Annotated in this window: 18 protein-coding genes; 7 read left to right on the forward strand and 11 right to left on the reverse strand. The window is 73.3% G+C overall.

The window, feature by feature from the left end; all coding sequences use genetic code 11:
* Positions 1 to 10 precede the first annotated feature (10 nt).
* Both O7599_RS07450 and O7599_RS07455 read right to left on the reverse strand, forming a co-directional pair.
* Positions 11 to 1,180 carry a hypothetical protein gene (locus O7599_RS07450; RefSeq protein WP_281621314.1) on the reverse strand — a complete coding sequence of 390 codons (1,170 nt, stop codon included), beginning with the start codon at positions 1,178 to 1,180 and terminating at the stop codon, positions 11 to 13.
* A complete protein-coding gene (locus tag O7599_RS07455) occupies positions 1,177 to 1,725 on the reverse strand; it encodes a SigE family RNA polymerase sigma factor (RefSeq protein ID WP_281621315.1) in 549 nt (182 codons plus the stop codon). The genes O7599_RS07450 and O7599_RS07455 overlap by 4 nt, the downstream gene beginning before the upstream one ends.
* A gap of 126 nt (positions 1,726 to 1,851) precedes the next feature.
* Between O7599_RS07455 and O7599_RS07460 the strand changes: the two genes are divergently transcribed.
* Positions 1,852 to 2,388: a hypothetical protein gene (locus tag O7599_RS07460; RefSeq protein ID WP_281621316.1), complete on the forward strand. Its 537-nt coding sequence runs from the start codon at positions 1,852 to 1,854 to the stop codon at positions 2,386 to 2,388.
* A 20-nt stretch (positions 2,389 to 2,408) separates the two neighbouring features.
* On the opposite strand, the gene O7599_RS07465 is transcribed toward O7599_RS07460, so the two are convergent.
* Both O7599_RS07465 and O7599_RS07470 read right to left on the reverse strand, forming a co-directional pair.
* On the reverse strand, positions 2,409 to 2,882 hold the full coding sequence (locus O7599_RS07465) for a hypothetical protein (protein WP_281621317.1): 474 nt from the start codon (positions 2,880 to 2,882) through the stop codon (positions 2,409 to 2,411).
* A gap of 208 nt (positions 2,883 to 3,090) precedes the next feature.
* Positions 3,091 to 3,777 carry an SDR family NAD(P)-dependent oxidoreductase gene (locus O7599_RS07470; RefSeq protein WP_281621318.1) on the reverse strand — a complete coding sequence of 229 codons (687 nt, stop codon included), beginning with the start codon at positions 3,775 to 3,777 and terminating at the stop codon, positions 3,091 to 3,093.
* A gap of 104 nt (positions 3,778 to 3,881) precedes the next feature.
* On the opposite strand from O7599_RS07470, the gene O7599_RS07475 reads away from it, so the two are divergent.
* Complete coding sequence (locus O7599_RS07475; RefSeq protein ID WP_281621319.1) at positions 3,882 to 4,490, forward strand: TetR/AcrR family transcriptional regulator; 609 nt, start codon at positions 3,882 to 3,884, stop codon at positions 4,488 to 4,490.
* A gap of 73 nt (positions 4,491 to 4,563) precedes the next feature.
* The gene (locus O7599_RS07480; RefSeq protein WP_281621320.1) at positions 4,564 to 4,926 is read left to right on the forward strand and encodes a VOC family protein; all 363 of its coding nucleotides are present in this window, start codon (positions 4,564 to 4,566) and stop codon (positions 4,924 to 4,926) included.
* A gap of 174 nt (positions 4,927 to 5,100) precedes the next feature.
* On the opposite strand, the gene O7599_RS07485 is transcribed toward O7599_RS07480, so the two are convergent.
* The 4 genes from O7599_RS07485 to O7599_RS07500 form a co-directional block, all read right to left on the reverse strand.
* Positions 5,101 to 5,673, reverse strand: coding sequence for a dihydrofolate reductase family protein (locus tag O7599_RS07485; RefSeq protein WP_281621321.1), 573 nt, complete (start codon positions 5,671 to 5,673; stop codon positions 5,101 to 5,103).
* Positions 5,674 to 5,801: 128 nt separating this feature from the next.
* Entirely contained in the window at positions 5,802 to 6,899 is a 1,098-nt protein-coding gene (locus tag O7599_RS07490) for a chemotaxis protein (RefSeq protein ID WP_281621322.1), read from the reverse strand.
* Between the two features lie 124 nt (positions 6,900 to 7,023).
* Positions 7,024 to 7,908, reverse strand: a complete 885-nt coding sequence (locus O7599_RS07495; RefSeq protein WP_281621323.1) for a universal stress protein — start codon at positions 7,906 to 7,908, stop codon at positions 7,024 to 7,026.
* A gap of 223 nt (positions 7,909 to 8,131) precedes the next feature.
* Entirely contained in the window at positions 8,132 to 9,592 is a 1,461-nt protein-coding gene (locus O7599_RS07500; RefSeq protein ID WP_281621324.1) for a glycoside hydrolase family 76 protein, read from the reverse strand.
* A gap of 131 nt (positions 9,593 to 9,723) precedes the next feature.
* On the opposite strand from O7599_RS07500, the gene O7599_RS07505 reads away from it, so the two are divergent.
* The gene (locus O7599_RS07505) at positions 9,724 to 12,051 is read left to right on the forward strand and encodes an AbfB domain-containing protein (RefSeq protein ID WP_348652591.1); all 2,328 of its coding nucleotides are present in this window, start codon (positions 9,724 to 9,726) and stop codon (positions 12,049 to 12,051) included.
* Between the two features lie 62 nt (positions 12,052 to 12,113).
* Here O7599_RS07505 and O7599_RS07510 read toward each other — a convergent pair whose 3' ends face one another.
* Together O7599_RS07510 and O7599_RS07515 are read right to left on the reverse strand one after the other, a co-directional pair.
* On the reverse strand, positions 12,114 to 13,565 hold the full coding sequence (locus O7599_RS07510) for a multicopper oxidase domain-containing protein (protein WP_281621325.1): 1,452 nt from the start codon (positions 13,563 to 13,565) through the stop codon (positions 12,114 to 12,116).
* A 586-nt stretch (positions 13,566 to 14,151) separates the two neighbouring features.
* Complete coding sequence (locus tag O7599_RS07515; RefSeq protein ID WP_281621326.1) at positions 14,152 to 15,081, reverse strand: LysR family transcriptional regulator; 930 nt, start codon at positions 15,079 to 15,081, stop codon at positions 14,152 to 14,154.
* Positions 15,082 to 15,183: 102 nt separating this feature from the next.
* Here O7599_RS07515 and O7599_RS07520 point away from each other — a divergent pair, with 102 nt between their 5' ends.
* Both O7599_RS07520 and O7599_RS07525 read left to right on the forward strand, forming a co-directional pair.
* Positions 15,184 to 16,335 carry an aldo/keto reductase gene (locus O7599_RS07520; protein WP_281621327.1) on the forward strand — a complete coding sequence of 384 codons (1,152 nt, stop codon included), beginning with the start codon at positions 15,184 to 15,186 and terminating at the stop codon, positions 16,333 to 16,335.
* A gap of 254 nt (positions 16,336 to 16,589) precedes the next feature.
* On the forward strand, positions 16,590 to 17,264 hold the full coding sequence (locus O7599_RS07525) for a hypothetical protein (RefSeq protein ID WP_281621328.1): 675 nt from the start codon (positions 16,590 to 16,592) through the stop codon (positions 17,262 to 17,264).
* Positions 17,265 to 17,355: 91 nt separating this feature from the next.
* Here O7599_RS07525 and O7599_RS07530 read toward each other — a convergent pair whose 3' ends face one another.
* Complete coding sequence (locus O7599_RS07530) at positions 17,356 to 18,471, reverse strand: N-acetylmuramoyl-L-alanine amidase (protein WP_281621329.1); 1,116 nt, start codon at positions 18,469 to 18,471, stop codon at positions 17,356 to 17,358.
* A 227-nt stretch (positions 18,472 to 18,698) separates the two neighbouring features.
* Here O7599_RS07530 and O7599_RS07535 point away from each other — a divergent pair, with 227 nt between their 5' ends.
* Positions 18,699 to 19,334 (forward strand): XRE family transcriptional regulator, encoded by a 636-nt coding sequence (locus tag O7599_RS07535; protein ID WP_281621330.1) that lies wholly within the window; start codon positions 18,699 to 18,701, stop codon positions 19,332 to 19,334.
* Positions 19,335 to 19,354: the final 20 nt, after the last annotated feature.

The raw sequence follows: 19,354 nt of genomic DNA on the forward strand, positions 1-19,354 counted from the left end.
CGTGGGTGTGTCAGCGGGGGGTGATCAGGGGGTTCCAGTCCTTGGGGCCGTTGCTGTACCGGGAGCCGGTGAGGGGGATCTTGGTGCGGCCCGTGGTGTCGGTCAGCACCAGTCGTTCGCCCATGTCCTGCGTGCAGTGGGTTTCCGGCCGGCAGTCCCAGCGCACCAAGCGGTCGCTGTCGGCCCAGGCGAGGATCATGCCCCCGTTCGACCCACCGACCGGCCGGTTCGTCCGTGCCTCCTTCACAGTCGCTCTCCAGCCGTCCCCCACGGTGTAGTAGCGCCCGTCCGGGGACGGGCCCGAGGGCGGTGCGTTCAGACCCTCGTACGCGGGGGCCTTCTCGCCCACCCGCCCGTCCAGGTCGTACCAGACCTCCATGGCACCGCCCGGCGGGCTCAGAACCGCCAGCATCGTGCCGTCCCGGCTCCACCGCACGTCGGCACGGCCGGCCCGGATGAGCGCGTCGTCCCTCTCGACTCCCATCGGAAGGTATTCCTTCCGGCCCGAGTCGACGTCGACCAGGTAATAGCCGGTCCTCGCATGGGACGTGAAGAGCGCGGGGTCTTCGATCTCCACGTCCGGGTATCCGCTGTACGTGGTCACAGCCAGCCGCTGTCCGTCCGGCGACCACCGCACCCCGCCCGCCTCGTGCTCCAACGGGATCCACTTCGTCACCTTCCGGGTGGCCAGGTCGAGAATCCCCACCCGGGACGCGGGCAGCGTCTTCTCCAGCACGGCGGCCCGCCGCATCCCGGGGGCGACGTCCACCCAGCCCCAACGCGTCTTCTCGTACCGGCCCGTTCCCGGGTCGTACAGGTTCCAGGTGTAGGTCGTCTGCTCGACCCCGCCCTGCTCCCGGATCGTGCGTTCCGCCTGATAGGCCGACACCGCGACGTCCCCGGCGGCGATCAGATGGCGCGGCGGCGACTCGTCCGGGTACGCGGACACGTCGTCGGGCACCGCCGGCCCCGAGGAGCCCGACCGCTTGTCGTCCGTCAGCACCGGCACCGCCACCCCGCCCGCCAGCAGCGCGAAGGCGGCGGTTGCCACCGTCAGCGTGGTCGCCCGGCGCCGGCGGCGCCGGAGGAGGGCCCGCCCCGCCAGATCCGGGTCGGCCGGGGGCGGTGTCTCCTCGGCCCATTCGCGGAGTGTCTCCCGCAACGTCTGGTCAGCGCTCACTTCCACACCTCCGCGGGCGAGTTGCCGATGTCGGGGCCGCGGGACGCGGCGCCGGGGTCCAGCTCCGGCACCAGCGCGCGGAGCTTGGCCAGGGCCCGGTGTGTCGTGCCGCGGACCGTGCCCACCGAGCAGCCGAGCAGTTCGGCCACCTCACCCTCGGTGCAGTCCTCGAAGTAGCGCAGCACCAGCATGGTGCGCTGACGCCCCGTCAGCCGGCCCAGCGCCCGGCGCACCTGAATCCTCGTCTCGGCGGCGCCGGTGACGTCCTCGCGCGCGGCGGCGTCGGGGAGTTCGGCCACCGTGGTCTCGCGGCGCGTGCGCAGCAGCCGCCACACGCTCACCTGCTGCCGGTAGAGCACCTGCCGCACATACGCCTCGGGGTTCTCCAGCCTCCCCCAGCGCCCTGCCGCCCTCGCCAGCGCCGTCTGCAGCAGGTCCTCCGCGGCGTGGGTGTCGCCGCCGGTCAGGAGGGTCGCCGTGCGCATCAGCACGGGTGAGCGTGCGGCGACGAACTCGCGGAAGCGGCGCTCTTCCTCATCATCCATGGTTCCCCGTGATCGGTCGTCTCCCGGTGGTCCTTCACCTCTTTAGACGCGTGCGCGGTGGCGACCCTATGTCGTGTGCGGCAAAAGAAGTTCGGTGTGCGTTCGGCGGCTTCCTATCCTGGGCGGGTGACCATCGGAGCGCTCGGCTACCGCTACGTCGGGCCGCGGCATCTCCTGCGGGCGGCGGTCGGCGGTCCCGGCGGGTGGCCCGTCACGTCCACGGCCGGTCTCGACACGCTGGCGGACACCTGCGCTGGCGCGGAGTTCGGGGAGCCGATGACGTACGTCGTCGACCTGAACGGCAGTCTGCTGCTGGCCCCCAGGCGCAGCGAGCACGTCGCCTGCGCGCGGGGGGAGAACGTGCTGGCCGCCGGCGAGATCACGCTGATCCGTTCGGGCTCCGGATGGCACGTCGAGGAGGTCACGAACCAGTCGACCGGCTACTGCCCGGACCCGTGCTCGTGGCCGGCGGTGAGCGCCGCTCTGAGAAGGCTCGGCGTACCGCAACCGGCGGGGTTCACCCACGAGTTCGTCTTCCGTCGCTGTCCGCGCTGCCGGGCCACCAATGTCGTGCGGGACGAGGAGTTCTGGTGCGCGGTGTGCGACGAGCCGCTGCCGCGGACCTGGAACTTCGGCACCGGACCGGCGGCCGGCGCGCCGTGAGGGGGCGGCCCCGGGGCGTGCTACGCGGCCATCGCGACCGACGCCCTGGCGACCGGCGTCCTGGCGAGTGCCGGAGCGCGGGGGGTGCGGCGGGTGTCGGCGAAGACGACGGCGCGGAGGACGGCGAAGCGGCCTATGCCCGCGAGGGCGGAGGCGGAGAGGTAGACGGCCTGTTCGGTGGCGACCGAGGGGGACTGCTGCAGGGCGTGGAGGGCCAGGAGGGCGGCGGTGGTGAAGGCGTAGGAGACGGCGACCGTCAGGGCGGACTGGAGGTGGACGCGCCAGCCGCCGCGCTCGCTGCGGAAGGACACCCGGCCGTGCAGCTCGGTGGCGAGCAGCGTCGAGACCACGGTGATCAGCGCGTTGGCGACCAGCATCGACATGACCCCGTCGAGGAGCACGAGCGCGCCGCTGGAGGCCAGTCCGAGGCCGCCACCGCAGACCACGAACCGGGCGAACGCCGCGACGGCCGGGCGGCTGGGAAGCTGGATCACGGGGTCCTCCGATTTCGGGTGTGCACCGCTGTGGCGCTGGCACCCTCGAAGTTACGGATCACGCTGTCTCCGCACGATCGGGGATCCCCCCGGCCTTGGTAGGGGTTACCCCCCCTCCGCCCCTTAGGGCTGGTGTCACCTCCCGGTACCGGTCACGGCCCGAAGCACCTCCCCCATCCGCGCTCCCCACGCGCCGTCACCCTCCTCGCTACCAGCGCAGTTCGCCCTCCTCGTCCGTGAACGTCCCCGTCGGCCCGTCCGCGCCGAGGGTCGCCAGCCGCACCACCGTCCGGGCGCTCTCCTCCGGCGTCCGGCCGCCCCCGAACCCCGCGGTCAGGTCGGTGGCGGTGAACCCGGGCTCGACCGCGTTGAACCTGATGCCCGGCTGGGACTTGGCGTACTGGACGGTGAGCATCGTGGCCGCGGACTTGGACGCGGAGTACAGCGCGGCCGGCAGGTGGAACTCCGGCCGGTCCGGGTTGTTCACCGCCCAGAACGACCCGGCGCTGCTCGACACGGTCACCACCGTCGGGTCGGCGGACTTCCGCAGCAGCGGCAGCGCCGCCTCCGTCACCCGCACGATCCCCACCGCGTTGGTGTCGAAGACCCGCAGCGCCGTGGGCCCGTCCATGACCCCGTACCCCAGGATGCCGGCGTTGTGCACCAGGACGTCGAGCCGTCCGGCGGCCGAACCGATCGCCGCCAGCGCCGCGTTCACCGACGCGTCGTCGGTCACGTCGAGCTGGACGAACCGTGCGCCAAGCGCCGCCGCGGCCTTCCCGCCGCGGTCGGCGTCGCGCGCGCCGAGGTAGACGTCGTGGCCCAGCTCCAGCAGTTGCCTGGCCGTCTCGAACCCTATGCCCTTGTTGGCGCCGGTGATCAGCGTGATGGTCATGCGTCTCCTCGTGGCACGGCGGCAGACTTCCGCATCGATCGCTACAGAAGTGGAACGTAGCACACTTCCGCATCGATCGATGCGGAAGAGGTAGGCTGGGCGGCATGGCGACCGGGAAGAGCGGCCCGATGGGCCGGCCGCGCGGATTCGACGCCGACGAGGCGCTCGAACGCGCCATGCTGACCTTCTGGGAACACGGCTACGAGGGCGCCAGCCTGGCCACGCTGACCAGCGCGATGGGCATCTCCACCACCAGCATGTACACGGCCTTCGGCAACAAGGAGGAACTCTTCCGCAAGGCCCTCGCCCGCTACAGCGAAGGCCCCAGCGCCTACCTGGCCCGCGCCCTGGAGGAACCCACCGCCCGCGAGGTCGCCACCGCGGTCCTCACCGGCGTCATCCGCACCACCACCCGCCCGGCCCACCCCCGCGGCTGCATGGGCGTCCAGGGCGCCCTGGCCGCGGGCGACGCCGGCCGGGACGTCCGCGACCTCCTCGCCGACTGGCGCGGCGCCGCGTACTCCCGCCTCCGCGACCGCTTCGAGCGGGCCGTCGGCGAGGGCGACCTGCCGCCGGAGAGCGACCCGGGCGTGCTGGCCCGCTACGTCGCCACGCTGGCCTTCGGCATCGCCGTCCAGGCCGCGGGCGGCGTCGGCCGCGCGGACCTCCAGAAGATGGCGGACGCCGCTCTGAGCAGCGGCCCCCTCGCCTGAACGCGCCCGTCAGCCCTGCCTCCGCGGGCGGCAGCGGCTACCGTGGCCGTGCCACACAAAGGAGGCCCCCGCCATGGCGCTCAAGCGGATGGACAACGTCCTCATCGTCGTCGACGACCTCGACGCGGTCATCGCGTTCTTCGTCGAACTCGGCATGGAACTGGAGGGCAAGGGTCCGCTCGACTGGCCCGGGGCGGAGCAGGTGATCGGGCTGGAGGACGTCCGGCAGGACGTCGCCATGCTCCGCGTCCCGGGCGGCCACGGGCGAGTGGAGCTGGCGAAGTTCCACCGGCCCCAGGCCCTCACCCCCGAACCGAAGGACGCTCCGGTGAACACGCTCGGCCTCCGGCGCGCCATGTTCGCCGTCGACGACATCGAGGACGTCGTCCGCGGCCCCGAAGGCATCGTGGTCGGGCTCGCCGAGGAACTCGGCTGAGGTCCGCCACACCGTCGCCCGGGGCGACGGTGTGGCGCTTCTTCGGCGGACGGCTCCGACGTCCGTAGCGGCCGATGCCGATCCTGCGGACACCGCCGTTGGTGAAGCCGTCGGCGGTACGGCCCGCGTCACGCGCCCGCGTCCGGGGAGGCGCGGACCGTACACCGCCGGGAGTCAGTGGACGACGTCGAACACGTTCTTCTGCAGGCCGTTGGAGTAGACCTCGTGCTCGACCAGCTTCAGCTTCTGGGTGTCCCTGGACGTGTCGCTGTACAGGCGCTTGCCCGCACCCAGCAGCAGGGGGAAGACCAGCAGGTGGTAGCGGTCGATGAGGCCGGCGTCGGAGAGGCTGTGGTTCAGGTCGGCGCTGCCGTGCACGATGATGGGGCCGCCTTCGGTCTCCTTCAGGGCGGCGACGTCGTCCAGCGAGCGCAGAATGGTGATGTCCCCCCAGTCGGTGACGAGGTCGTCCTCGGCGAGGGTGGTGGACACGACGTACTTCGGCAGGACCCGGTATCTGGCGAACTCGTCCATGCCCGGCCACACCGGGCTGAACGCCTCGTAGCTGCGCCGCCCCAGCATCAGGGCGCCGGACTCCTCCTGCTCCCGGGCCTTGATCTCGTACGCCTCGGGGACGAAGTCGACGTCCTTGAAGGTCCAGCCGGAGTTGCGGTACCCGGGCTCGCCGCCCGGGGCTTCCACGACGCCGTCGAGGGAGACGAAAGCGGTGCTGACAAGAGTGCGCATGAGTCGACAACTCCCGATGAGGTGGTGGCTCGGCGGAGGCGGGCCCTCCGCCGCTTGCGGTCATCCTTTACGACGGCACCGACAGCGGAAAGTCATCGCTCGCCGTGCGGGAAGATCCCCGGGGCCGTTCAGTAGCGCAGCACGGCCGCGATCCGCCCGTGGTCCGCGAGGGCGTCGTCGGGGACGAACGTGACGTCCGCGCCGGTGTCGAGCGCCTTCTCGACGATCTCGTCCACGATGTCGTGGCGGGCCTCCGGGTTGTCGTCCTCGGCGGGGACCAGGTGGTCGTCGCCGGCCGAGCGGACGGTGATGCGGTAGTTCTCCTCGACGACCAGGCGGTGGACGCGGCCGTCGGAGACCTTCGACCACACCTCGTCCACGCCGCCCGCGAAGGCCCGGCGGCCCACGGCGTCGTCCAGGGCGCGGACGGCCGCGTCGGCGTGCCGGCGCGCCTGGGTCTCCAGGGCCGGGGCGACGGCGCGGGCGACCGCGTCCGGGGGGCCCTGGGCCAGGCCGCCGTGGGAGATGTGGACGGCGGTCGCGGCGGCGGTGCCGGCTTCGGCGAGGAGGGCGAGGGCCGCGTCCTCGCCGGTGGCGTAGAGGGGTCTGGGGTCCTTGGCGAGGACGGTGTGCAGGGCCGCGTCGGCGTCGCGCAGGAAGGCGCGGACCTCCTCGTCGCGGAACGTGCTGGGGGTGTCCCCGATCCGCTCCTCGCGCTCCGCGTCCGGGTTCTCCTGGCTTCTGGTCATGGGGAAGCCGCCGGCGGTGGCCTCGGTGACGTCCTGCCCCGAGCCGCTCCAGAGGGTGACGCGGTCGGCGGCCAGGGAGAGCACCCAGTACGGTCGCTGCGCCGCGTAGGCGGCCACCAGGTTGCGGGTGAGGAACGACTCGGCGAGCACGACCCGTTCGGGGACGCGGCGCGGGAGGGCGTACACGTGGTGCTCGGCCACGGTGGCGTAGATGACGAGGCCGTCGAGCGCCCGGGAGAGGTCGGTCTCGTCGGCCGCCGCGGCGAGCTGCGCGCGGACCTCGTCGCGGGCCGCGCGGGTCACCCCGGGGTCGCGGTCGAGCTGCCGATCGGCCTCGGCCAGCACGTTGCGGAGCCGTACGGAGTCCTCGGCGTTCCGGGGCGCCCGCCGGTGCGTGGGCAGCGTGAGCGACACGGCGGGGTACGGGCGCCGCTCGCGCAGCTCCGCGAGCGCCGTGGGGGTGAGCGAGGTGTCCATCGTGCCTCTCCAGGTCCTTCGGCCGTCGGTGCGGCGGGTGTCAGGGCCGGTCAGGGCCGTTCCGGGCCGTTCCGGGCGGGGTTGGTGCGCGCGGGGAGCGCGGGCGGGGCGCGGCCGGGGCCGGTCACGGCCGCTCGCCCGCACCGCGTACGACGGCGACCGGGCAGTGCGCGTGCTGCAGGAGTGCGTGGCTGACCGAGCCGAGGAGCAGCCCGGCGAAGCCGCCGTGGCCGCGGGCGCCGGTGACGAGGAGGCCGGCGTCCTTGCTCGCCTCGATCAGCAGCTCCCTGGCCGAGCCCTCGACGGCGGTGCGCTCGGCCCGTACGCCCGGGTACGCCGTCTCGGCTCCCGCCACCGCCTCGGCGAGCACCCGGTCGCCCTCCGCGGCGGGTCCTTCCGCGGCGGTCCTGGCGGGGTTGCCGGCGCGCGGCGAGTACCGGGTCCAGGCGCTCCATACGTGCATGGCGACGAGGCCGGCGTCCCGCCGGGCGGCCTCGGCGAAGGCGAAGTCGACGGCCGCGGCCCCCGCGGGTGACCCGTCGACCGCGAGCAGCACCGGCCCGCCGGGGCCGGGCCCGCCGCCGCGTACGACGAGCACGGGGCAGTGGCCGTACGCGGACAGGGCGGCCGCCGTGGAGCCCACGAGCAGCCGGACGAACGCGCCGAGGCCGCGGCCGGCGACCACCGCCAACTGCGCGTTCTCTGTCTCCTCGACCAGGACCCGCACCACCTCGCCGGTCACGAGGGCCCCGTCGGCCCGCACGCCGGGCGCCGTCTCCCGGGCGTGCGCCACGGCGTCGGCGACGACCTTCTCGGCCTCGTCGCGCAGCGCGGTGTCGCCCGGGAGCATCGCGGCGGAGCCGGGGTAGGCGCCGAAGGCCGGCCAGAGGAACGCGTGCACGACCCGCAGCCCGCATCCGCGCAGCTTCGCCTCCCGAGCGGCGACCGCGACCGCGTCGAGGCTCGCCGCGGAGCCGTCCACGCCCGCGACGACCGGCGAAGTCTCCATCCCAGCCACGCTCCGTTCCCACCGGCCGTACGCCCGGGGTGCGCTCGCTCCCGCAGTCCTCCCCCGAGCCTGGGTCACCCGCCCGGGACGCACCAGCGCAGCGCCCGCAGTCGGGTGAGCGCCCTCCCGGCGGGCGGGCCGAGGGAGGGCGCACGGGAGGGCGCCGGGACGTTCCGCGCGGGTCCCCGCCCCACCGGGGGGCGGGGCCGGCGCGGCGGTTCTCCTACGGGGCGGCGTTCATCAGGTCCAGCGCGCTCTGCTGGCGGGCCGCGTCCGTCTTGTCCAGCGGGCCGTACCAGCGCAGGCCGTACTGGTCGAGCGCGTTGCGGTCGGCCGCGTGGGCGCGGTCCGCCTGGCGGTCGAGGTAGCCGGTGTACGGGTGGTCGGGCAGGGCGGCGTTGAGATCGGCCAGACCGCGGACGTGGGCGCCCTTGAAGGACGGGCCGTCCGCGCCGCAGTCGCCCGTCTCGCACGGGTCGCGCAGGATGCCGTCGGCGGTGTGCAGGGACGGGGCCGCGGTGGCGGCGTCGGCGAGGCGGCGGGCGGTCGTCAGGAGGGCGTCGTCGCCCGTGGCGCGGTGGAGTTCGGTGAGGGCGCCGAGCAGCACGCCCTGGTTGTACGACCAGACCGGCTGGCCGTTGTTGCGGCAGGTGCCCAGGTCGATGCCGTCGTTGACCAGGCCGGAGCCGTTGATCATGCCGGTGCCCTGGAACCAGGCCCAGCCGTCGCGCGCCCGCTGCAGGTGCACGGTGTCACCCTGGATGCGGTTGTGCAGGGCCGCGTTGAGCTCGATGTAGAGGGAGTTGGAGATGGCGTTCTTGTACGTCTTCGCCTGGCTCCACCACACGCCGCCGCCGCAGGTGCCGTCCCAGTACGCGGCCATGTGGTCGGCGTCTGCGCGGGCGGTGTCCAGGTAGCGGCGCTCCCCCGTCAGGTCGTAGGCGGCGATCCAGGCCAGGCCCCACCAGCCGGTGTCGTCGATGTAGTCGTTGCGGAACTGGCCCTGGTGGGCGCCGAGCTGCTTGTCGTAGGTGGTGGCGATGGCGTACTCGTAGCTGCGCATGCCGCTGACGCGGATGTTGTCGATCACGGCGGTCAGCGCGTTGGCGGAGTTCCACCAGCCGGTGGTGGCGAAGAGTCCGGTGGCGTTGTCGTAGAAGGACATCTGCGCGGTGGCGGCGGCGGTTCTGCGGTCCCAGGCGTTCCAGGTGCTGCGGGCCCAGGGGGTGCAGGCGATGTCCGGGCGGTCGGCGGCCCTGCCGCAGGCGCGCAGCGCGCCGACGCCGCGGGCGGCCCAGTCGTCGACGTTGTACATGCCGGTGCGCCAGCCGCGCTGGCCGGCGGGGACGCTCGTGTCGCCGAGCCGGCTGCCGGAGGCCCAGGTGCGGCCGCCGTCGAAGGAGCGGTCGAGCCAGACCTCGTCGCCGGGGCTGCCGTTGCCGATCGTCGCCCAGCCCATGGCGCTGTCGTCGTCCACGTGCAGCGCGAGGGTGCGGGAGAAGAGGGTGGTGGTGACCGCGGTGCGGTCGCCGGTGGCCTGCGCGGGGTCGCGGGCGTCGCAGTAAACGTTGCAGATCTCTGCGGCCGCGGCCACGGGCTGCGCGGCGGATGCGGGGGTGGGGACGGCGGCCAGGGAGCCGACTGCAAGTGCCGCCGTCGACATAAACGTCGCTAAGCGCTTCATATCTACCACAGTGGAGTCGATGTCATGTTTACGTCAATGACTTCTCCCCCGGGTCTGGACCGACCGCGCCAGAAGTGGTGTCGTACGTCGTGCACCATTTTTATAACGTTGCAGAAGAATCGGAGGATAACGTGCCCACCCCCTTACGGCGACTACGTGTCGCCGCGGCCGCCCTCGTCCTCACCCTGCTCGGCACCGGCCTCACCGCCGCCCAGCCGGCCACCGCCGCCGACTGGACGCCCAAGCCCCCGCCCATGACCACCCCCTGGACCGACGACGTCCCCGTCGACGCCCCGCTGCCCGAGTACCCGCGCCCCCAGCTCACCCGCCCCGACTGGGCCAACCTCAACGGCATCTGGGACTTCGCCGTCACCGGGCGCGACGCCGGGCCGCCGCAGTCCTACGACCAGCAGATCCGCGTCCCGTTCGTCGCGGAGTCGGCCCTGTCCGGCATCCAGCGCCGCATCAGCGAGCACGACAAGCTCTGGTACCAGCGCACCTTCACCGTCCCCGCCGACTGGTCGGGCCGCCGGGTCGTGCTCAACTTCGGCGGCTCCGACTGGGAGACGACCGTCCTCGTCAACGGCCGCCAGGCCGGCCCGCCGCACCGCGGCGGCTTCGACGCCTTCAGCCGCGACATCACCGACCTGCTGACCGCCGGCACCAACACCCTCACCGTCTCGGTGTACGACCCGACCGAGGCCGGCGGGCAGGCGGTCGGCAAGCAGCGCCGCGACCACGACATCGTGCCGCACCCCGGCGGCGGCATCTTCTACACCGCCGCCTCCGGCATCTGGCAGACCGTCTGGCTGGAGCCCGTCGCGCCCGCGCACGTCACCCGGCTCGACCTGGTGCCCGACCTCGGCACCGACTCCCTCGACGTCACCGTCCACGGCGCGGGGCTCGCCGGCCACACGGCGCGCGTCACCGTCCGCGACGGGAACACCGTCGTCGGCACCGCCACCGGACCGGCCGGCGGCGCGTTCTCCGTACCCGTGCCGGATCCGCGGCTGTGGTCGCCTGACGACCCGTTCCTCTACGACGTGACGGCCGAACTCCTCGCCGCCGACGGCACCCCCGTCGACACCGTCGGCAGCTACGCGGGCATGCGCTCCGTCGGCCTCGCCGAGGTCGACGGCGTCCAGCGGCCGGTGCTCAACGGCGAGTTCGTCTTCCAGACCGGCACCCTCGACCAGGGCTACTGGCCGGACGGCATCTACACCGCCCCGACCGACGAGGCGCTCAGGTACGACCTGGAGGCGATGAAGGACCTCGGCTTCAACATGGTCCGCAAGCACATCAAGGTCGAGCCGCAGCGCTGGTTCTACTGGGCCGACCGGCTCGGCCTGCTGGTCTGGCAGGACATGCCGTCGATGGCCACCGGCAGGACCCCGGACGCCGCGGCGCGCGTGCAGTGGGCGGCCGAGTACGACGCCGTCATCGACCAGCACCTCAGCTCCCCCTCGCTGGTGATGTGGGTGAACCAGAACGAGGGCTGGGGGCAGTACGACCAGGCCCGTATCGCCGACGAGGTCAAGGCCCGCGATCCCTCCCGGCTCGTCGACAACATGAGCGGCGTCAACTGCTGCGGCTCCGTGGACGGCGGCAACGGCGACGTCGTGGACCACCACGTCTACGTCGGCCCCGGCAACACCCCGCCGAGCGCCACCCGCGCCGCCGTCCTCGGCGAGTACGGCGGCCTCGGCTACAAGGTCCCCGGCCACGAGTGGTACCCGGGCGGCGGCTTCAGCTACGAGGACCAGCCGAGCCTGGCCGCGCTCAACGACCGCCTCGTCGGGCTGCTCGACACCCAGCGCGAGCACTCCCTGCCCGCCGGTCTCTCGGCGTCGGTCTACACCGAGACCACCGACCTGGAGAACGAGGTCAACGGGCTGCTCACGTACGACAGGCAGGTGGTGAAGGTCGACGCCGCGCGCGTCCGGGCGGCGAACGAGGCGCTGATCGCCGCCTCCCGCGACCCCGCGCCGCCGGTCACGCTGCCCGTCGGCGACCACGTCTCGCTGCGCGTGACGACACCCGGCCACACCGACCGCTACCTGCGCCACACGGACGCCCTCGCCACCACCGAGGTCGTCACCCCGGCCAGCGGCGACCTGCTCAAGCAGGACGCCACGTGGAAGGTCGTCGGCGGCCTGGGCAACCCGGAGTGCTACTCCTTCGAGTCCCGCAACTACCCCGGCGAGTACCTGCGCCACCGCGAGCACCGGGTGCGCCGCGAGGCGGGCGACGGGGTGCTGTTCCGCGAGGACGCCACGTTCTGTCCCGCGCCCGGCGGCGGCGGCGTGCGGCTGTCCTCGGCGAACTTCCCCGGCAGCTTCGTCCGCCACATCAACGCCGAGGTGTGGCTCGCCAAACAGGGGGCGGGCCACCCCTGGGACGACCCCGCCACGTTCACCGAGGACACCACCTGGTCGGTGGAGGCACCCTGGGCCCCCTGAGCCGGCGGGCGACGCCGGCCGCGGGGAACGCTCCCGCGGCCGGCGCACCGGCGGGCCGGCCGTCAGGCGATCTTCATCGTCGCCATCATGCCCATCGCGGAGTGGTCGAGCATGTGGCAGTGGTAGACGTACGAGCCCTTGTGGGTGTCGAACGTCGCCTGGACCCTGACCGTCTCGTTCGGCCGCAGGTTGACGGTGTCCTTCAGCCCCGCCTCGCCCGGGCCCGGCGCCTGGCCGTCCCGCTCCAGGACGCGGAACTGCACCAGGTGCATGTGGAAGTTGTGCCAGGCGATCTGGTTGAGGTTCTGGATGGTCCAGATCTCGCTGGCGCCGAAGCGGATCTGCTGGTCCACCCGGGCGGGGTCGTACAGTTTCTCGTCTATGTACGCCTGCGGGTCCGGCCGGCCGTCCTCGTCCATCCGCAGGGTGACGGTGCGCTCGGCGGTCGGCTGCGGCAGCGGGGGCAGCTCGCGGAGGACGTCCGGGACGCGGCTGCCGTCCTTGGCCGTGCGGACGACGTCGAAGCGCAGCACCTGGCCGACCAGCTCGGGGTTGCCGAAGCCGCCGGTGTTCTTCAGCACGACGCTGCTGCCGACGGCGTAGCGGGAGAAGTCGATGACGACGTCGGCGCGTTCCGCGGCGGACAGCGGGATGGCGGTGGTGCGGTGCGGGCGCGGCAGCAGCCCGCCGTCCGAGCCGATCTGGATCATCTCGCCGCCGTCTTCCAGGCGCAGTTCCATGAAGCGCTGGTTGGAGCAGTTGAGCAGGCGGATGCGGTACTTGCGGGCGGCGACCTGGACGTACGGGTACGCCTTGCCGTTGGCGATCATCGTGGAGCGCTGCCGGTCGCCCATCGTGTAGTGCAGGCCGTTCGCGTCCACGTTGGCGTCGCGGATGGCGATCGGCAGGTCGTACTGCCCGGTGGGCAGCGGCAGGGCGGCCTCGGTCTCGTCGGTGAGGAGGTACTGGCCGGACAGCCCGCGGTAGACGTTCTCGGACTCGATGTGGTGGGCGTGGTCGTGGTACCAGAGCGAGGCGTGCGGCTGGGTGTTGGGGTAGTAGTACGTACGGTCCTCGCCCGGGGCGATGGTCTCCATCGGCTGGCCGTCGTGCTGCGGCTCCACCTCCCCGCCGTGCAGGTGCACCGACGTGGGCACGTCGAGGCGGTTGCGCTGCTGGATGACGACGGGCCGGCCGCGACGCGCCTTGATCAGCGGGCCCGGGAAGGCGCCGTTGAACGTGAGCACCTGCGACTGGATGCCGGGGAGTATCTCCGCGGTCCCCGGTTGCATGGTCATCACGTACACGTCTATGCCGCCGCCCGTGGACACCGGCGACAGCACCGTGGGCAGCGGCATGGGCTGGGTGAAGGGCGCCGCGGCGTTCGCCGCCGGCTCCGCGCCGGCGGGTTCGGCCCCGGCCGGTGCGGTCGCGAGCGGCACCAGCGCCGCTCCGGTCATCCCCGTGCCGGCCGCGGCCACACCCGCGGCGAGCACTCTGCGCCGAGTCACCATGAAAGTCGCCTCCATCGAACTACTGAGAAAACGTGTACGCCCCCGACCGCCCGTGCCACTGCCCTGTGGCGGGGGATCGGGGATGAGGGTCGTGGCGTCCGGCCGGTCCCGAGGCCGTGTCACCCGGGCCGTGGAACGTCCGTGCGGTCACCGGTGCGGACCGGAACCGGGAGCCGTTGGCCCCGGCCCGCAGCGGGTTCAGCGGGATCCGTAGCGGATCTACCTGGAGGTGTGAGCGACTCGCACCTCGCGTCCGCAGTATGGAACGCCGCACTTGGGGACGACTTGATTTTCTGTACAAGGGATGGCGACAAAGCCCGAAGCGGACTGATTTATTCTTCAACGACATGAAGGTGCGGGGCTCCCGGCCGCGGCCGGGAGCGCGTCCGGGAGTCCGCGACCGGGTGACGGTGTCCGGCGGCCGACGGCGTCCTGTGCGCAGGTGAGCGGCCGGGTGAACGGCGCGGGACGCGCGGTCGTCCGCGGGCCGGGCCTCGGCGGGGGCTTGCATCTGCTCGGCATGCGCCGCTCACTTCTTGATGCTCCCCGCCCGCGTAGCGCTTGGGTCGGGCGGGGCGGCGGTGGGTCAGGCGCCCGCCGCGGCCCCGTCCCCGGTCCCGTCGGCGGTCCAGCCCTCGGCGGCGGCGAGGGTGCGGGCCGTGCGGACCAGCGCCGCGAGGGCCGGCGCGTCCTTCCCGCCGCGGTGGATCAGTTGCAGGGACACGGGCGGCAGCGGGTCGGTGACCGTCAACCGGGCGGCGCCGGGCAGCAGGTGCTCGGCGACGGAGCGGGGCAGCAGCATGAAGCCGTCGGCGAGGACGCCGAAGTGGTTGCGCAGCCCGGGGACGGGATTGTGCCAGACGGGGAAGTCCTCGCCGGTGCTGCGGACGGCGGCCAGGACCGCGTCGTGGTAGCCGGGCGCCAGGTCGCGGGCGAGGAAGCGGAAGGTCTCCCCGCGCAGGTCGCGCAGGGCCACCGCGCCGCGGCCGGCGTGCCGGTGGCCGGCGTGCACCACGGCCGCGTACGGCTCGGTGCGCAGCGTCAGCGCCCGGCAGTCCGGCGGGGTCGGCAGGTGGCGGCCGAGCGCGGCGTCGAGGCCGCCGGTGCGCAGGCCGTCGACGAGTTCGGGGTCCCATGCCTCGACCACCTCCACGGTGACCTCCGGGTACGCCTCAGCGAGGGCGGCGAGGAGCAGGGGCGTCTCGGCGTGGGCGGTGGTCGGTCCGTAGCCGACACGCACGGTGCCGGTGGCGGCGCGCGCGGCGCGGCGGGTGACGGCGACGGTGCGCTCCGCCGCGGCCAGGGTCTCCCGCGCGGCGTCGACGAACGCGCGCCCGGCGTTCGTGAGCCGGGTCGGCCGGCGCTCGAAGAGGGCGACCCCCAACTCGCCCTCCAACTGGCGGATCTGCCGGCTGAGCGGGGGCTGGGCGATGTGCAGCCGCTCGGCGGCGGCCTGGAACCCGCCGGTCTCGGCGACGGCGATGACGTAGCGCATCAGGCGCAGGTCCAGCGACATACCTTCACGGTATATCCGCAGACCAAACCGGTCTGTGCATTCTCCCAAGGGCCCGACTTACGCTCCGAGCGGCAAGTGCACCGCAAGCGAGGGGAGTTGGTCATGACGACCGGCGACAGCAGAACGACCGCGACCACCGCGGCCACCGCAGCCGCCGCGGCCACCGGCGCGACCCGGCGCCGCGCGCTCAGGATCACCGGCGGTCTGGCCGCCGCCGCGGCGGCCGGGGCGGCGACCGCCGCCGGCGCGTCGCCCGCCGGGGCGCGCGGGCGGCCCGGCGCCCCCGGACCGCGGGAGCTGATCACCCGGGAGGTGCCCGGCACCGGGGAGCGGCTGCCGGCCGTCGGGCTGGGCACGTTCACCACCTTCGACACCCTCCCGGGCGCGCCCACCGGCCACCTCACCGAAGTCGTCCGGCGGTTCCACGCGGCGGGCGGCCGGGTGCTGGACACCTCCCCGCTCTACGGCGCCGCCGAGGCGAACACCGGCGCCGCGCTGGCAGGGTTCCAGGACCGGATGTTCGTGGCCGACAAGATCTGGTCCACCGGCGACTTCCTGTGGGACGAGGCGCACGCGCTGGCCAGCCTGGAGCGTTCCATGGAACGCCTCGCGCGCGGCCGGCCGCTGGACGTGGTTCAGGTGCACAGCCTGGTGAACGTGGACTGCGTCCTGCCGATGCTGCACGCGTGGAAGGCCGAGGGCCGCATCCGCGCCATCGGTGTCACCCACCACGAGCCGGCGTACTTCGACGTGCTGGCCGACTGGATCGAGCGCGGCGACGTCGACTTCGTCCAGGTGCACTACTCCGTACGCACCCGTGCCGCGGAGCAGCGCGTGCTGCCGGCGGCGGCGGACAACGGCGTCGCGGTGCTGGTGAACATGCCGCTGGAGAAGGGACGGCTGCACCACGTGGTGGGCGGACGCGAGGTGCCGGGCCTCGCGGCGGAGTTCGGCGCGGCCAACTGGGCGCAGTTCTTCCTCAAGTGGGTCCTCGGACACCCCGCCGTCACCGCCGTGCTGCCGGCCACCTCCGACCCGGACCACCTGACGGAGAACGTCGGCGCGATGCGCGGCGAGCTGCCCGACCGCGCGACCCGGCGGCGGATGGTGCGGTACATGGAGAACGTACCGGGCTTCGACGCGCTGCCGACCTCGCCCTGGTACCCGGGCAGGTCCTACCCGGGCCTCGTCACCCGCGCACAGGCGCAGATCCGCGCACGCAGCCCCTGGTGGCCACCGTCGCCCACGACCTGACCCCGGCACACGGAGGACCGGTGGACGGGCGGGTGGCCGGTCGACGTGGGGAGGGGGCGGGCATCTGACACCCCCTCATGTCCTGCCCCGACCTCGTCACCCCCGCACAGGCGCAGATCCGCGGACGCAAGCCCCTGGTGGCCACCGGCGCCGACGACCTGACGCCGGTACTCCGAGGACCCGGCCGGGACCCGTCCCAGTCGCGGGGCGGTACCGTGCGGGCGGGTCGTCGGCGGCGTGGGAGGGCGGGCATCGTGGGGCGTGTGCGGCGGGGCGTGGCCGGGGTCGTGCTGCTGGCCGTCGCCGGGCTGGCCGGGCCGGCCGCGTGCAGCGCGGGCGGCGGCGACGGGGACGCGAAGGGGCCGAGCCCGACGTCCTCGTACGACCCGCTGCCGCGTACGCCCCCGCCGCCGCCGCGCCAGGTGGTACGGAGCAGCGAGGAAGTCTGCGACTTCGCGGAGCCGTTCGAGGCCGGCAAGGTGAAGGCGTACCTGCCCGAAGGCCCCGCCTACGCCGGCCCCGGGCCGCACCCCGCCGTGCTGTTCAAGGACGAGATCCCCGGCGCGGACAGCGAGCCGCCGTATCTGCCCGACGGCTGGGATCCGGCGTTCGACAAGCACGACACCCGGTTGGTGGTCTGCCAGTACGACGACTGGGAGCACCCGAGCCGGACCGTCGGCACCTGCACCTACCTCGGCGGCGCGAACAACACGGGCGACGGCGAGGTCGACGTCCAGAGCGCGCGCTACGTCTACCGGGTCTTCGAGGCCCGCACCGGCGAGCTCGTGACGACGTTCGCCCTCGACGGCACGACGAGCCCCGAGCAGACGTGCCCCGACGAGACCCTCTACCTGTCCTCTCACTTCCAGTTGGTCACGAGTAAGGCCCTCGCCGACAAGCTCCGTCCCCTGGTGACGGGCCGGCGATGAACGCCGGCGACCGCCGCGCCGCCCGCGAGGGGCGTACGCGGCGGTCGCCGTGTCGTTCGGACACGGGATTCCGTGAACCCCGCGCGGGCCGTCAGGACAGCAACTGCTTCCACACCGTCGGGTTCAGCTCCCGGCCCGACGGCGCGCGCCGCCCGCGGCCGCGCAGCGTGTCCACGGCCTTGGCGACCTCGCCGGTCCCGGCGCGCCCGCGCGGGGTGATGAGCGGCCAGATGTCCGAGCCCAGGTAGCCGGTCTCGTCGGCGCGCTTGTGGTACTCCGCCGAGCAGGAGTGCCGCTCGACGCCGCCCACCTCGGCGAGCTTGGCCACGGCCCGCTTCGTGGCCGGGCCGAAGAGCCCGTCTGCCGGCAGCCCGGTGAACCCGCGGGCACGCAGCAGGTGCTGCGCCGCGCGCACCACGGGACCGCTGTCGCCGGGCCGCAGCAGCGGCCAGACGGCGGGCCGCGCCGGCGTCGGGGCGCCGAGCACCCCGGCCACCGCCTCGCGCAGCTCCGGCAGGCGGCCGTAGAGCACCTCACCGGGGCACTCGGTGGAGTTGAAGTCGCGGTGGCCCATGATGTTCTCGACCGGCCGCCCGTACTGGCCGGCGATCCAGGCGACCATCGCGACGAGCGAGTCCCACAGCGCGGCGGGCACGTCGACGTCGGTGTAGAGGCCCTCGTTCTCGATGCCGATGACCTCGCTGTTGTGGCCGCCGACGTTGGCGCCCTGCACGTGCTGGGTGCCGCCGCGCACGACGTCCAGGCTCTCGTGCCGGCCTTCGAGGTGGTATCCGCCGCGGCTGATGGTGAACTGCTGGCCGGTGTCGCCCCAGCCCTGGCCGTCCATGTGGAAGTTCTGGATGGACCGGCAGATTTCCATTGCGTGTTCGAGCGAGTAATCCTCGCTGTTGCCCGGTTCCGCGGTGTGGTGGACGACGATGTACGTGGGCACGTGGTCGAGGACGACGATGTCGATTTCCGGGGGCCGTGCACCCCATTCCGCGGTGGTGTAGATGCGCGGCTCCGGCGCCGCGAGCGAGCGGGCGCCGCGCGCCGCGGCGGGGGCCCCGGCGGGCGCGGACATGGTCGCCGACCTGGGCGCGGCCTGTGCGAGACCCGCCGCGCCGAGCCCGAGCGCGCCGGCCGCGGAGGCGGTCAGTCCGCCGCGCAGCAGGGCGCGGCGGTCGAAACCCGGATGTGCTGCCATCCTGGTCTCCTTCTCCAGTGGGGGGTGGATGTGGGGAAATCATACGGGGTCGAGACATGCACACGACAACCCCTGAGTAACAACGGCCCGTATTTCACGGGTAATTGGGGTCAACTCCCGCGCCAATGGGCCGACCAATGAAAACGACGATACGCGAATAGCGAATAAGCCCGTCGCCGCCTCGCCGGGCGCGGGGTAGCCTCTCGCACGACTGTCGAGGAGGTCCTGTGGTACGGGAAGAGGCAGGCCGGGTACTCGGGGCCAACCTGCGGGCGCTGCGCGCCCGGGCGGGACTCACCCTCTCCGGGCTGGCGCGCTCCTCCGGGATCGCCAAGGGCACGCTGTCCCAACTGGAGTCCGGCGCCGGGAACCCCACCATCGAGACGGTGTTCAGTTTGTCGAACGCCCTGGGGGTTCCGGTGTCGTCGCTGCTCACCGAGCGCGCGGACCCGGACGTGCTGCTGGTGCGCTCGGCGGACCTCGACGTGCTCAGCAGCAACGCCGTCGACCTGCGGATGCTGCGCCGGATGGACCTCACCGACACGGTCGTCGAGCTGTACGACCAGCGGGTGCGCCCCGGCGAGGTCCAGCACTCCGCGGGCCACCCGGGGCGCGAGCACGTCGTCGTCACCTCCGGGCGGCTCCGGGTCGGCCCGCCGGAGGCGCCGTACGAGCTCGGCCCCGGCGACTACGTCTGCTTCCCGGCCGCGGGCCCGCACGTCTACGAGACCGTCGAAGGCCCGGTGCTCTCGGTGCTCATGCTGGAGTACCCGGCCGCCGCGCACCCGGTCCCGCCCGTCGCCTCGTGCGCCGTGCCGGCGCCCCGGCGAAACGCACCACACGCACCCGGAGCGGGGGCTTGACCGCCGATCGGCGCCCTCCA

Source organism: Streptomyces sp. WMMC500, from assembly GCF_027497195.1.
GTDB lineage: Bacteria > Actinomycetota > Actinomycetes > Streptomycetales > Streptomycetaceae > Streptomyces.